General features: G+C 59.9%; 11 protein-coding genes. 4 read left to right on the top strand and 7 right to left on the bottom strand.

What is annotated here, in order from left to right; genetic code table 11:
* Positions 1–41 precede the first annotated feature (41 nt).
* Positions 42–884, bottom strand: a complete 843-nt coding sequence (pcaR, locus tag BLU01_RS06060) for a pca regulon transcriptional regulator PcaR (protein WP_092272080.1) — start codon at positions 882–884, stop codon at positions 42–44.
* Positions 885–1,575: 691 nt separating this feature from the next.
* Here pcaR and BLU01_RS06065 point away from each other — a divergent pair.
* Together BLU01_RS06065 and BLU01_RS06070 are read left to right on the top strand one after the other, a co-directional pair.
* Positions 1,576–1,776 carry a hypothetical protein gene (locus tag BLU01_RS06065; RefSeq protein ID WP_007903846.1) on the top strand — a complete coding sequence of 67 codons (201 nt, stop codon included), beginning with the start codon at positions 1,576–1,578 and terminating at the stop codon, positions 1,774–1,776.
* A gap of 376 nt (positions 1,777–2,152) precedes the next feature.
* Positions 2,153–3,628 (top strand): inorganic phosphate transporter, encoded by a 1,476-nt coding sequence (locus tag BLU01_RS06070; protein WP_092272083.1) that lies wholly within the window; start codon positions 2,153–2,155, stop codon positions 3,626–3,628.
* Between the two features lie 165 nt (positions 3,629–3,793).
* Here the strand turns inward: BLU01_RS06070 and ccoM are convergent, their stop codons facing one another.
* From ccoM to BLU01_RS06080, 3 genes are all read right to left on the bottom strand, one after another.
* The gene (ccoM, locus tag BLU01_RS28225) at positions 3,794–3,907 is read right to left on the bottom strand and encodes a cytochrome c oxidase subunit CcoM (protein WP_054046898.1); all 114 of its coding nucleotides are present in this window, start codon (positions 3,905–3,907) and stop codon (positions 3,794–3,796) included.
* 144 nt (positions 3,908–4,051) lie between these two features.
* Positions 4,052–4,231 (bottom strand): hypothetical protein, encoded by a 180-nt coding sequence (locus BLU01_RS06075; RefSeq protein ID WP_092272086.1) that lies wholly within the window; start codon positions 4,229–4,231, stop codon positions 4,052–4,054.
* Between the two features lie 146 nt (positions 4,232–4,377).
* On the bottom strand, positions 4,378–4,719 hold the full coding sequence (locus BLU01_RS06080; RefSeq protein ID WP_092272089.1) for an aspartate-semialdehyde dehydrogenase: 342 nt from the start codon (positions 4,717–4,719) through the stop codon (positions 4,378–4,380).
* 240 nt (positions 4,720–4,959) lie between these two features.
* On the opposite strand from BLU01_RS06080, the gene rapA reads away from it, so the two are divergent.
* Positions 4,960–7,806, top strand: a complete 2,847-nt coding sequence (gene rapA, locus BLU01_RS06085; protein WP_092272092.1) for an RNA polymerase-associated protein RapA — start codon at positions 4,960–4,962, stop codon at positions 7,804–7,806.
* A gap of 103 nt (positions 7,807–7,909) precedes the next feature.
* On the opposite strand, the gene BLU01_RS06090 is transcribed toward rapA, so the two are convergent.
* Positions 7,910–9,259 (bottom strand): spinster family MFS transporter, encoded by a 1,350-nt coding sequence (locus BLU01_RS06090; RefSeq protein ID WP_092272094.1) that lies wholly within the window; start codon positions 9,257–9,259, stop codon positions 7,910–7,912.
* 447 nt (positions 9,260–9,706) lie between these two features.
* On the opposite strand from BLU01_RS06090, the gene BLU01_RS06095 reads away from it, so the two are divergent.
* Positions 9,707–11,989, top strand: coding sequence for a putative bifunctional diguanylate cyclase/phosphodiesterase (locus tag BLU01_RS06095; RefSeq protein ID WP_092272097.1), 2,283 nt, complete (start codon positions 9,707–9,709; stop codon positions 11,987–11,989).
* On the opposite strand, the gene BLU01_RS06100 is transcribed toward BLU01_RS06095, so the two are convergent.
* The gene (locus BLU01_RS06100; protein WP_092272100.1) at positions 11,880–12,776 is read right to left on the bottom strand and encodes an NAD(P)-dependent oxidoreductase; all 897 of its coding nucleotides are present in this window, start codon (positions 12,774–12,776) and stop codon (positions 11,880–11,882) included. The two genes, BLU01_RS06095 and BLU01_RS06100, sit on opposite strands and share 110 nt — an antisense overlap.
* A 200-nt stretch (positions 12,777–12,976) precedes the next feature.
* Positions 12,977–13,282 (bottom strand): DUF2288 domain-containing protein, encoded by a 306-nt coding sequence (locus BLU01_RS06105; protein ID WP_092272103.1) that lies wholly within the window; start codon positions 13,280–13,282, stop codon positions 12,977–12,979.
* Positions 13,283–13,597: the final 315 nt, after the last annotated feature.

A 13,597-nucleotide genomic window follows, 5' to 3' on the forward strand; every position in this document is an offset into this window, starting at 1 on the left:
CAACTCTGTGCGTTTATCGAACAGCTTAGTCAGGTCAATTGTCAGGCAAACAGCTGGGCGCTGAGGTCGCGGCTGGCGCTGAGCAGTCCCGGGAGGAAACGCTGCTCCAGTTCATTGCGGCTGACGCGCCCGGCGTGAGTGCTGACGTTGAGCGCCGCGACCACTTGGCCCGAGGCGTCATATACCGGCACGGCAATCGAGCGCAGGCCTTGCTCCAGTTCCTGATCGACGATGCACCAGCCCTGCTGCCGCACTTCTTGCAGGCATTCGAGCAGCGCTTGCGGTGTGTGCAGCGTGCGGCTGGTTTTCGCCTGAAATTCCGCGTGGTCGAGGTACTCGCCCAGGGTTGTGTCGTCGAGCGCGGCCAACAGGATGCGGCCCATCGACGTGCAATAGGCCGGCAAGCGGCCGCCGACCGACAAATCCACCGAAATCAGCCGTTGCGTGGTCGCCGAGCGCGCGATGTACAGAATGTCATCGCCCTCCAGCGTGGCCATGTTGCAAGCCTCGTGCAGTTGTTCGCTCATGCGATCCAGATACGGTTGCGCCGACACCGCCAGCGGCGTCGAGGACACGTAGGCATGGCCAAGCGTCAAGACTTTGGGCAGCAGCGAATAGGTCCGCCCGTCCGTGGTGGCGTAGCCGAGTTTGATCAAGGTGTGTAGGCAACGTCGCACGGCGGCGCGGGGAATTTCCGTGCGATGGCTGATCTGCGCGATGGTCAGGTGCCGCTTGCGCTCCTGAAAGGCCTGCACCACCGCCAGGCCACGGGCCAGCGAGGTCATGAAATCCGGGTCGCCGGTCATGGCTTGAATGCGCTTGGCCGGCGAAGCGACGATCGGCGGCGCCACTGAGGCGAAGGAGTTGCGCAGTTGATCGTTCATATCAGGTCCTTTTTCCTACACGGATCGATGGCTATTACAAGCGGCTCCTTGCCAGCAACACAAGTCGCCGACGACGAGATTGGGCGATTATCGAACCGTCGCCCGATAATCGCAATCGCCCGCCCGATGAGCTTGCGCGGCTGGAAAGCACATCAGCATTGTTCCTCGATGTTTTTAGTGTTGCGCGTTCTGTGCACTAAAGTGCCAATGTAAGGACGCGAACTTGTTCGACTTGTTGGCGTCAGAAACAGATCGCGAAATAGTGCTCGCCGGCAATACTCTAATTACCGGTAAAAGTTGCGAGTAACAAAATCATCACACACCACGAACCACTTTTAACTCTCGGGAGATAGTGTTCTTCGAATCGATGGCTATAATGCACCTCAGTGGCAGCGCGGCGTCTTAATTGCCAAGCCCGCCACCCGGAGCGCGATGTCCCATCGCCGCCGCCCGCAGCCAGCGCCGGAAGCAACCTTGCAGGTTTATCCAACGCGCTCGCTGAAACAGGACTCTGAAGCTACGTCAGCTGTTTTTTATCTGGTGCCGTGGCCGCCTGCAACATGGAACTGTTGATCATTGTGTCGTGCACAAGTCGATGCCTTTTCGGGCATTGTCCTTTCGACGAACGTGGTCAATTAATTTGATGCAGTGCGTTTCACCAGAATTTATCTCAACTCAAACAGGTAGCACTGTGACGAAAGACGAACTGCGCGCGGAACTTGAGCGCCAGGAACAACGTTACAAGGAAGTTTACGGCGGGGAAGTCACCACCTACGCCGCCCAGCCCGAACCGGAACGCAAACCCTGGCGTAAACGCGCCACCGTTCAGGACCAGGCTTTTTCCCAGGAACTGCAGAAGATGGAAAAGGAACTCAAAGCCGAGGAGCCTTGACCGGCCCGGCCTGAATCCTTCAAGGGTCTGCGTCTGCACCGGCTAAAAGCGCGGTGTTGCGACAATGCCTCACGCGCCCGTTACCCGCGGGCAGCGGCCACCTCACCCAACGGATGAGGCAAATGGCGCATGTGCGACCCTCTTCGCAGATATTTCATACATCTATTTCAGCGCCCCGCATTCGCGCGCCGCACGCCCGTGCCCGAAACATTTTTCAATAAAATCAAAGCATTGCGAAACCCGGTAGAAACCTGGGGATAAGGCCTCTGCCCGCCTCTAATTCGTTGAAGAATGTTACCGACGAGCAGCTAGTGCATCGATTTCCACACTTTTCTGGCATAATCGCGCCCCCTTACGACCGGGTCAGAAAACCTTCATGATCGATTTATTCAGCGGACTGGATGCTTGGGTGCTTGTGAGCCTCTTGCTCGCCCTGGCCTTTGTCCTCGCCTTCGAGTTCATCAACGGCTTTCATGACACTGCTAACGCGGTGGCCACCGTTATCTACACCAAAGCCATGCCGCCTCATCTGGCGGTGTTCTTTTCCGGTGTGTTCAACTTTCTCGGCGTTTTGCTGGGCGGTGTTGGCGTGGCGTATGCCATCGTCCACTTGCTGCCGGTAGAGCTGCTGATCAATGTGAACACCGGACACGGACTGGCCATGGTCTTCTCGTTGCTCGCCGCCGCGATCACCTGGAACCTGGGCACCTGGTACTTCGGGATCCCGGCTTCGAGCTCGCACACCTTGATCGGTTCGATCCTTGGTGTCGGCCTGGCCAACGCGTTGATCAACGACATTCCGTTGGCCGATGGCGTGAACTGGCAGAAAGCGATCGATATCGGCGCCTCGCTGGTGTTCTCGCCAATGGCCGGCTTCCTCGTTGCCGCGCTGGTGCTGATCGGCCTTAAATGGTGGCGTCCGCTGTCGAAGATGCACAAGACCCCGGACCAGCGCCGCAAGCTCGACGACAAGAAGCACCCGCCATTCTGGAATCGCCTGGTTTTGGTGATTTCGGCAATGGCCGTGAGCTTCGTGCACGGCTCCAACGATGGTCAGAAAGGCATCGGCCTGATCATGTTGGTATTGATCGGTATCGTGCCGGCGCAGTTCGTTCTCGACCTCGGCAGCACTACCTACCAGATCGAGCGGACCCGCGATGCGACGCTGCACTTGAGCCAGTTCTACAAGCGCAATGGCGACACCCTGGGCGAGTTCCTGGCACTGGGCAAAAGTGTTGAAGGCGATCTGCCGGAGAAATTCCGTTGCAACCCGCAACAGACCGAACCGACCATCAGCGCCCTGCTCGACACCCTTAAAGGTGTTGCCGATTACCACTCGCTGACCGCAGAAAGCCGCATCGAAGTGCGTCGCTACCTGCTCTGCCTGGATGACACGGCACGTAAAGTCGCCAAGCTGCCAGGCCTGCAATCGCGTGAAAAGGCTGACCTCGACAAGCTGCGCAAAGACCTGACCACCACCACTGAATACGCGCCGTTCTGGGTGATTCTGGCGGTTGCCCTGGCTCTGGGCCTGGGCACCATGGTTGGCTGGAAACGCGTAGTGCTGACCATTGGCGAGAAGATCGGCAAGCAAGGCATGACGTACGCTCAAGGCATGTCGGCGCAGATCACCACGGCGTGCATGATTGGCTTGGCGAACATCTTCAGCCTGCCGGTTTCCACCACCCACGTATTGTCGTCGGGTGTGGCCGGGACCATGGTCGCGAACAAAAGCGGCCTGCAGGGCGGCACCGTGAAAACTATCCTGTTGGCGTGGGTCCTGACCCTGCCGGCCACTGTCGCACTGTCGGCCGGCCTGTTCTGGCTGGCGTCGAAGGCGCTGGGTAGCTGATCGATCGCTGCATCGAAAAAGGCGCGTTCCGCAAGGTTCGCGCCTTTTTCATGTCTGCTGCTTTTCGCGAATGCCCAACGGTAGGGGGCTGGTGTTTTTTCAGGCAAAAAAAAGGGCAACCGAAGTTGCCCAAAATGCCTTGCGTGCTCATTGCTCTGGAAAGAACTACGGTTTGCGCTTATGCGAATCCTTCCAGATGAAATATCCAAACCCTGCAAAAAACAGAACCATGAGGCCGACTGTCAGCACTCCGGCGATCACCACGTTATCGAAAAACATGACTGGCCTCCTGCACTTGCCCTGTTGCGATAGGGCTAAGTTAACCAATAAGGCAGGAGAGAAAATTGACCGGGATCAATGTCGCCCGAGACTGGGCGTAAAGGAGGGGAAATAACTGACCTGCATCAATCGATGCAGGGTGCTTCAACGCTTTTTCGGTTTGTTTTTCGACTTTTTCTCGGTTTTGCCCGACTTCTTGGCTTTGCCTAGCGGCATGGCCTGCTCGAATGCCTGACGGACTTCATTCAGGCGCTTGTCGTTGAGGTCGTGCACACGCTTGGCGCGTTCGGCACCGAGGTCGATCAGTTTGTCTTCTTGGCTCATGGTTCAGTGCATCGCTGGAAAGAGTTCGGTCGGATTGCGCCAATAATGCGGTCTGGCGACCGCGCTGACCAGTCAGCCGTCAGTTTCCGCCGCGACAGCTCTCAAAGACAGTCCTCGAAAACAGTCCTCAAGCAGCCTGACCAACCTCAGATCTGAATATCGACCCAAAGCCCCTGGCGCGGCTCGTCTTCGACCAGTGCGACGACTGGCACAGTGTTGTCGGCGTTGAGCACGTCACCGGGAACCGCCAGATGCACTTGCGGATCTTCATCGGCTTCCTGACGGCGGCGATCCTGTTCCTGGCGGCGACGCTGTTCTTCGCGCAGCAGCAGGGCGGCCTCTTCCGGGTCACGGCTTTGCAGGTCGATCGTGCTTTCGCTGGAGCTTTCCTGCACCGGCACAACCGGCGGAATGTCCGGGCGCTGGCGGATCGGGTCCAGTTGCGCGGTGACCGGCACGGCACTCAAGGGGAGCATCGGTTGCAGCATAGTTATTAGTCTCCTGTCTTCAGGCTGTCGGCGGCGCGGCGGGCGACTTGAGCCATCGGTCGCCAAGTTGTGAACCAGCGCACACACGTAACGCGATGTTTTATCCGACAACGTAGAACTCAAGCGTTCCCAAAGATCGAAAAATCAGTGCCCTCGCCCGCGCCGATGTCAGTAATCCTTTGGCCCTGAAGGCTCATTCCGTTAAGATAGCCCGCTTTTTCAAGGTGGGAGTCAGGCAGCATGGCGCAGCAGTATCAACCGGGGCAACGCTGGATTAGTGACAGCGAAGCCGAGCTGGGTTTGGGCACCGTTCTGGCACAGGACGGCCGCTTGTTGACCGTGCTCTATCCGGCCACTGGCGACACTCGTCAGTACGCGCTACGGAATGCGCCCCTCACACGTGTGCGGTTTTCCCCGGGTGACTCGATCACTCACTTCGAAGGCTGGAAACTGACCGTACAGCAAGTCGACGACGTCGATGGCCTGCTGGTCTACCACGGCCTCAACGCGCAGAACGAAGTGGTCACGCTGCCGGAAACCCAACTGTCGAACTTCATTCAGTTCCGTCTGGCCAGCGATCGCCTGTTCGCCGGGCAGATCGACCCGCTGGCCTGGTTCTCCCTGCGTTATCACACTTTGGAACACACCAGCCGCCAATTGCAGTCGTCCCTCTGGGGCCTGGGCGGCGTGCGGGCGCAGCCGATCGCGCACCAGTTGCACATTGCCCGTGAAGTTGCTGACCGTATCGCGCCACGGGTTTTGCTGGCAGACGAAGTGGGCCTGGGTAAAACCATCGAAGCCGGTCTGGTGATCCACCGCCAACTGCTCTCGGGCCGCGCCAACCGCGTGCTGATCCTGGTGCCGGAAAACCTTCAGCACCAGTGGCTGGTCGAGATGCGCCGCCGCTTCAACCTGCAAGTCGCGCTGTTCGACGAAGAACGCTTTATCGAAAGCGATGCCGCCAACCCGTTCGAAGACACCCAGCTCGCGCTGGTTGCGCTGGAATGGCTGGTGGACGACGAGAAGGCCCAGGACGCGCTGTTTGCTGCCGGTTGGGACCTGCTGGTGGTCGATGAAGCGCACCACTTGGTCTGGCACGAAGAGAAAGCCAGCCAGGAATACACCTTGGTCGAGCAACTGGCCGAAGTCATTCCCGGCGTGCTGTTGCTGACCGCGACCCCGGAACAACTGGGTCAGGACAGCCACTTCGCGCGTCTGCGCCTGCTTGACCCGAACCGTTTCCACGACCTGCACGCCTTCCGCGCCGAGAGCGAAAACTATCGCCCGGTGGCCGAAGCGGTGCAGGAGCTGCTGGACAAGGGTCGTCTGTCGCCAAAAGCGCACAAGACCATCCACGGTTTCCTCGGCAACGAGGGCGAAGCGCTGCTGACGGCGGTCAATGATGGCGACGTCGAAGCCAGCGCCCGTCTGGTCCGCGAACTGCTCGATCGCCACGGCACCGGCCGCGTGCTGTTCCGCAACACCCGCGCCGCCGTGCAGGGTTTCCCGGAGCGCAAACTGCACCCGTACCCGCTGCCATGCCCTGACGAATACCTCGAATTGCCGCTGGGCGAGCACGCCGAGTTGTACCCGGAAGTCAGCTTCCAGGCGCTGCCGGATGCCAACGAAGAAGAACGCTGGTGGAAATTCGACCCACGCGTTGAATGGCTGATCGACACGCTGAAGATGCTCAAGCGCACCAAAGTGCTGGTGATCTGCGCCCACGCCGAAACCGCCATGGACCTGGAAGACGCGCTGCGCGTGCGTTCCGGCATTCCGGCCACGGTGTTCCACGAAGGCATGAACATTCTCGAACGTGACCGCGCCGCCGCTTACTTCGCCGACGAAGAGTTTGGCGCGCAAGTGTTGATCTGCTCGGAAATCGGCAGTGAAGGTCGCAACTTCCAGTTCTCGCACCACTTGGTGCTGTTCGATCTGCCGTCGCACCCGGATTTGCTGGAGCAGCGCATCGGTCGTCTCGACCGGATCGGCCAGAAACACATCATCGAATTGCACGTGCCGTACCTGGAAACCAGCCCGCAAGAGCGGCTGTTCCAGTGGTATCACGAAGCGCTCAACGCGTTCCTCAACACTTGCCCGACCGGCAACGCCTTGCAGCATCAGTTCGGCGCGCGCCTGCTGCCGCTGCTGGAAAACGCCGACGATGGCGAGTGGCAAGCGCTGATCGACGAGGCCCGCGCCGAGCGTGAACGCCTCGAAGCCGAGCTGCACACTGGCCGCGACCGCTTGCTGGAACTCAATTCCGGCGGTTCGGGTGAAGGCGATCAGCTGGTCGAGGACATCCTTGAGCAAGACGATCAGTTTGCCCTGCCGATTTACATGGAAACCCTGTTCGACGCGTTTGGCATCGACAGCGAAGACCATTCGGAAAACGCGCTGATCCTGAAGCCGAGCGAAAAAATGCTCGATGCCAGTTTCCCGCTCGGCGACGACGAAGGCGTGACCATCACGTACGACCGCAACCAGGCGCTGTCTCGTGAAGACATGCAGTTCATCACCTGGGAACACCCGATGGTGCAGGGCGGCATGGACTTGGTGTTGTCCGGTTCGATGGGCAACACCGCCGTCGCGCTGATCAAGAACAAGGCGCTGAAACCGGGCACTGTGTTGCTCGAACTGCTTTACGTCAGCGAAGTGGTTGCGCCGCGTTCGTTGCAATTGGGCCGTTACCTGCCGCCGGCGGCGTTGCGTTGCTTGCTGGACGCCAATGGCAATGATTTGTCCGGGCGTGTGTCGTTTGAAACGCTGAACGATCAACTGGAAAGCGTGCCACGCGCCAGCGCCAACAAATTTATCCAGGCGCAACGCGATCAATTGACGCCGCGAATCAATGCCGGCGAAGAGAAGATTGCCCCGCGTCACGCCGAACGTGTGGCTGAGGCGCAGCGCCGATTGGCTGCGGACACGGATGAAGAACTGGCGCGCCTGACCGCGTTGCAAGCGGTCAACCCGACCGTGCGCGACAGCGAACTGGTGGCCCTGCGCAATCAGCGCGAGCAAGGCCTGGCGATGCTCGACAAGGCTGCGCTGCGACTGGAAGCGATTCGGGTGCTGGTCGCAGGCTAAGCCCCCTGCTCCACCTCGCAAAATCAAAAGGCCCGCAGCGATGCGGGCCTTTTTTTTATCTACCGATCATCCCCTGTGGGAGCGAGCTTGCTCGCGATGGCGATTAGGCAGTCACCGCAGTAACTTGTGGCTCAACAACAGCCACCAACCCATCCTTCATCCGCTGCGCATCGCGCACGAAACACCGCGACGCCATGAACAGAAACACCATGGTGAAAAACAGCGCCACCGGGATCAGGTACATCGCGTCGTGCAGGCCGACCGCCTTGAACGCTTCGGTCATCTGCTCGGCGCCCGCCGCGAGCATCGCCGTGTGGGCGAAGTGATCGGACAATCCGCCGACCACCACTGGCCCCAAACCGCCGCCAAGCAAATACAGACCAGCAAAAAACAGCGCCATCGCCGTCGCCCGCAAGCGCGGTTCGACCACGTCCTGGATCGCCGTGTAAACGCAGGTGTAGAAGTTGTAGGCAAACAACCAGCCCAGACTGAACACCGCGACGAACATCCCAATCTCAATCCGCCCCGCGTGCAGCGCCCACGCCGTGCACACGGTCGAGATGATCAGGCTGAACGCGGCAAACAGCAGCCGTCCATTCGCTACCCGCTGGTGAATCTTGTCGGCGACAAACCCGCCCAAGGTCAAACCGAACAACCCGGTCACCCCGACAATCACCCCGGTCGCCACCGCCGCTTCGTGCAAAGGCATCAAAAAGTAGCGCTGCAACATTGGCACCAGAAACGAGTTGCACGCATAGGTCGCGAAGTTGAAGCACAGCCCGGCCAGCACCAGCCAGAGGAAGGTCGGCACCGCCAGCACGCGGCGAATCGGCCGATCTACGCGTTCCTGCGAAACCTGCACGCTTTCCGCCGCTCCGCGCTTAGGTTCCTTGATGAAGAACATGAACACCGCGAGCACCAACCCCGGCACCGCAGCGATGAAAAACGGCGCGCGCCAACTGTCGAAGGTCTTGACCATCCAGCCGATGGTGAAAAACGCCAGCAGCAGCCCCAATGGCAGCCCAAGCATGAAAATCCCCATCGCCCGCGCACGACGGTGGGCGGGAAACAGATCGCCGATCAGCGAGTTGGCGGCTGGCGCGTAGCTGGCTTCGCCGATGCCGACGCCCATGCGCACCAGCAAAAACGTCCAGAAACTGCCGACCAGACCGTTAACCGCCGTCAGCCCGCTCCACGCCGCCAAGCCCCAGCCCATCAGTTTGGCGCGCGAGCCGGTGTCGGCCATGCGCCCTAGCGGCAGGCCGGCGATTGCGTAAACGATAGTGAATGCAGTGCCGATGATCCCCAGCTGAAAGTCGCTGAGGTGCCATTCCATGCGGATTGGCTCGATGATGATCGCCGGAATGGTCCGATCGAAGAAGTTGAACAGGTTGGCCAGGAACAGCAAAAACAGAATGCGCCAGGCATTCGCCGCTTGGGTCGAGTTCTGCATGGGGTCCGTCTCTTTTATTGTTATGAAGGCGTAGCTGCCCCCGGAGTCTGCAATCTAGTCAGGCGCGCGCGGCGTGTCTGTCATCATTCGCCAGCCTGATATCGGCCCATGCCACACCGCCCCCCTGTGGGAGCCAAGCTTGCTCGCGATAGCGGTCGATCAGCCGCCATCCATGCCCACTGACACCCCGCCCACCCTGTGGGAGCCGAGCTTGCTCGCGATAGCGATCTGTCAGTCGCCATGCCCGTTGACTGGTACACCGCTTTCGCGAGCAAGCTCAGCTCCTACAAGTCAGTGCCGTTAGCGCGGATCGCTATAACCCCCATATCAAAATCATTGACCTCACCGTGCCACTACGGCTTGAACTATGTACATGGCCTCTATACTCCAATGCATTCGCCAATGCCTGTGGCGCTGGCCAGGATGACTCGTGAATGGGGCGTGCTAATGGAGTGGCTTGGTTTGCAGTTCCTTACCGAGCTGCCGGAACGTGGTCAGGTGATTCTCGACTGCACGCACAACCCGTTTCTGGTGTTGCTCGCCTATGTGGTGGCCTGCGCGGCCGGTTTCGCCACGCTGGACATGACCGAACGCGTTGGCCATGTCGAAAAACCCGGCTCGCAACGACTCTGGCGCTGGGTCGGTGCCGGGTGCCTGGCGGGCGGCATCTGGGCCATGCATTTCATCAGCATGCTCGCGTTCCAGGTACCGATCGAAGTCAATTACCAACTGCCGATCACCCTGCTCTCGCTGGTCTTCGCGCTGACGGCGTCGTGGCTGGCGATGCACACACTCAGCCATCCTCACGTGACATTCTGGCAATTGGTGCGCGCGGCGGTGTGGATCGGCCTCGGCATCGCGACCATGCATTACATCGGCATGGCCGCGATGCGCTCGGCGGCCACCCCTTATTACGACCCGACGCTGTTCGTGCTGTCGATTGTCATCGCCATCGGTGCCAGCCTCGCCGCGCTGCTGATTTCCAGCCATCTGCGCGATGGCAGCGGGATGTTTCATCAGTTGCTCAAATACACCGCCAGCCTGGTGCTCGGCGCCGGCATCGTCAGCATGCATTTCACCGGCATGGCGGCGCTGACCCTGGTGCTGCCCGTCGGCAATCTACCGACGCTGCCCGGCGAGAACAATCATCTGCAACTCGGGCTGACCGTGGCGATCATCACGTTGCTGATCATCGGCAGTTGCATCAGCGCGGCGCTGGCCGACAAGAAACTGCAAAACAAGGAATTCGACCTGCGCCGGGTCAACGCCCTGCTCAGCCAACTCGATCAGGCGCGCGTGTCGTTGCAACAAGTGGCCAATTACGACGCCCTGACCAACCTGCTCAACCGTCGCGGCTTCAACCACATCTTTGCCGAGAAACTCAACGAGAAAACCCAGGACGGCGGTTGGCTCGCGGTAATTTTCCTCGACATCGACCACTTCAAACGCATCAACGACAGCCTCGGCCACGACGCCGGTGACGCGCTGCTCAAAGTCCTCGCCCAGCACATCAAGGGCTCGGTGCGCAGCCATGAAGACGTGGTCGCGCGGTTTGGTGGCGACGAGTTCTGCCTGCTCATCAGCCTGCGTGATCGCGAGGAAGCGCGGCACATGGCCCAGCGCATCATGCTGAAAATGAAGGAGCCAATCGAGCTGTCGGGGCGGCGGATGGTGATGACCACCAGCATTGGTATCAGCCTGTTTCCCGAGGACGGCAAGACCTGCGAAGAACTGCTGAAAAACGCCGATCTGGCGCTCTATCAATCCAAGGGCAGCGGTCGCAACAGCCTGCATTTCTTCAGCCCCAACCTGCGGACCCGGGCAACGATGGAGCTGCAACTGGAAGAGGAATTGCGCCACGCCTTGCGCGAAGATTCTGGGTTGCTGCTGTATTACCAACCGATCTACGACCTGAAAAACGCCAAGGTCACCAAACTTGAAGCGCTGGTGCGCTGGCAACATCCGATTCACGGACTGTTGGCGCCGGACCGTTTTATCGCCATCGCCGAGACCAATGGCTTGATCGCCGAACTGGACAATTGGGTGCTGCGCAGGGCCTGCGCGGACTTGGGCGAATTGTCCCGGCATGGCTGCGAGGAGTTGAAGATCGCGGTCAACTGCTCACCGCTGAACCTGACGCGCGAAGAGCTGGCCAATGAAATCGAACAGATCCTCCACGTCACAGGCGTGGCCCCCGAGCGCCTTGAACTGGAGGTCACGGAAAATGCGCTGATGGGCAATATCGCCAGCAGTCTGGTGCTGCTGCGGCAGATCCGTGCACTCGGGGTGTCGTTGTCGATCGACGACTTTGGCACTGGTTATTCATCGCTCGCCTACCTCAAGCGACTGCCGCTGAACACGCTGAAAATCGATCGCTCGTTTATTCAGGACATCCCTAAGGCAACCCAGGACATGGAGATCGTCCAGGCGATCATCGTCATGGCGCACACCCTGCATTTGCAGGTGGTCACCGAAGGCGTCGAGACGCTGGAGCAATACCAGTTTCTCGAACGCCACGGCTGTGACTTCGTCCAGGGTTACCTGTTGAGTCGCCCGGTGCCGCTGGAGGAAATCCGTTCGGTTCTCGACGAAATCAACCGGCGCCAGCACGCGCACATGGTCACTGCGCTGAATCTGGCGCGCGGTACAACTGCACTAGCGTCGACGGATCCTTTTCCAAAAAGCCCTGGCCCCCATGCAGGCGCATCAGTTGTGCGGCCAATCCGCTGATCGGCGTGGCCGAGCCTTGCTCGCGAGAAAATTTAACCGCTGTGTCGAGATCCTTGAGCAAGGTACGCACGTGCCATTTCACCGGTTCGAAACGGCTCTCGGCCATTTGCGGGGCGAGGATCTGCAGCGGTCGGGAATCGGCAAAGCCACCGGCCAGCGCTTCGGCGATGAGGCTGGCATCGACGCCCGAACGCTCGGCCAGCGCCACCACCTCAGCAATCACCAGCGCATTGCAGGCAACGATCATTTGATTGCAGGCCTTGGTCACCTGACCGGCGCCGACGTCGCCCATGTGCGTGACGCGTTGGCCGAGGGTGAGCAATACCGGCCTGACCCGTTCAAGGTCCGCCGCCGCGCCGCCGACCATGATCGCCAGGCTGCCCGCCTCGGCGCCGACCACGCCACCGGAAACCGGCGCGTCGAGCCAGCGCATGCCGGTCTGGCTGAACAGCGCAGCGGACATTTCCCGGGTGGCGGTCGGTTCAAGGCTGGAAAAATCCACCAGTAACTGAGGACTTTTCCCACCTTCAGCGACGCCGTTCGGGCCGAACACCACTTCGCGCACCACCGCCGTGTCCGCCAGGCACAGCATCACCACGTCGGCGTGCGCGCACAGCTCAGCCGGTGTCGCGACCTGCCGTGCGCCCGCTGCCACCAGCTGCGCGCATTTGGCCGGGTTGCGATTCCACACCGTCAGCGAATAGCCCGCCGCCAATAAACGCTGGCACATCGGCAGGCCCATCAAGCCGATTCCGGCGAACCCGAGCGAAGGTAAAGTGGCAGCCATCTGTGGCTCCTTTTTATTGTTTTGCCCAACATTCAGAAACAATTAATCAGCCGTTAGCAGGCTCACTAAACTGTTCCCGTTACGTTTACGTCACCCTCGCCAAGAGCCTTCTGTGGCCTTTCTCCACGGCAAGGTGCCATCACGCTACTCGGCTACACACTTTTAGTCGGCCGAGAGGCGCACTGGTTTGGTGCGAGCGTTCAACCGTTCGCCCTTTCCTGGATCAGAATCCACGGCGAAACCACCACTGCCCACAGCTCTGGATCGCGCTCGAAGAGATCCAGCGCCCGCGTTTCAGAGAGCTTGGCGAGGCTGTCGTCAGCCAGCCAGGCAGCGACTTTCTCGCCGTCATCGGTGGCCACGGCCTCGGCGGCAGCGATCAAATCCAGGCTCGGGTCGACCCACAATAGGGCACCCTTGGCGAAGAACGGTTCGAGTTCTTTCCACGTAATAGATGCGGTCTCACCAAGCAGCTTGGCATAGAGGGTGCTAGGTTCTTCAGTCATGGGCCCTGTCCGGAAAAGAAATCGACGCGAATGATAACGTCGGTAGTCCGGCAGACAAACCCGGATGCAATTGATTGACCGAATGAAAAGTGCAGGAAAGCCAAGGATTGCTGGATATCAGCCTGAACCCCCGCCGCGATTCTGTATTTTTCTTTCAAAAAAGCGACACCCTCAGGATTTGCCCCATGGCGCCAGCTTCCCAGGCTGACAATCGGCGCTCTACACTGTACCGGTACAGTTGCCGGGGGCATTTTCCGGAGGATATCGAAGATATCTGACCCGGTTCTGCTGCTACGGCGCCAGGACTATAAAAAC

Source organism: Pseudomonas prosekii (assembly GCF_900105155.1).
In the GTDB taxonomy this organism is placed as follows: Bacteria; Pseudomonadota; Gammaproteobacteria; order Pseudomonadales; family Pseudomonadaceae; genus Aquipseudomonas; species Aquipseudomonas prosekii.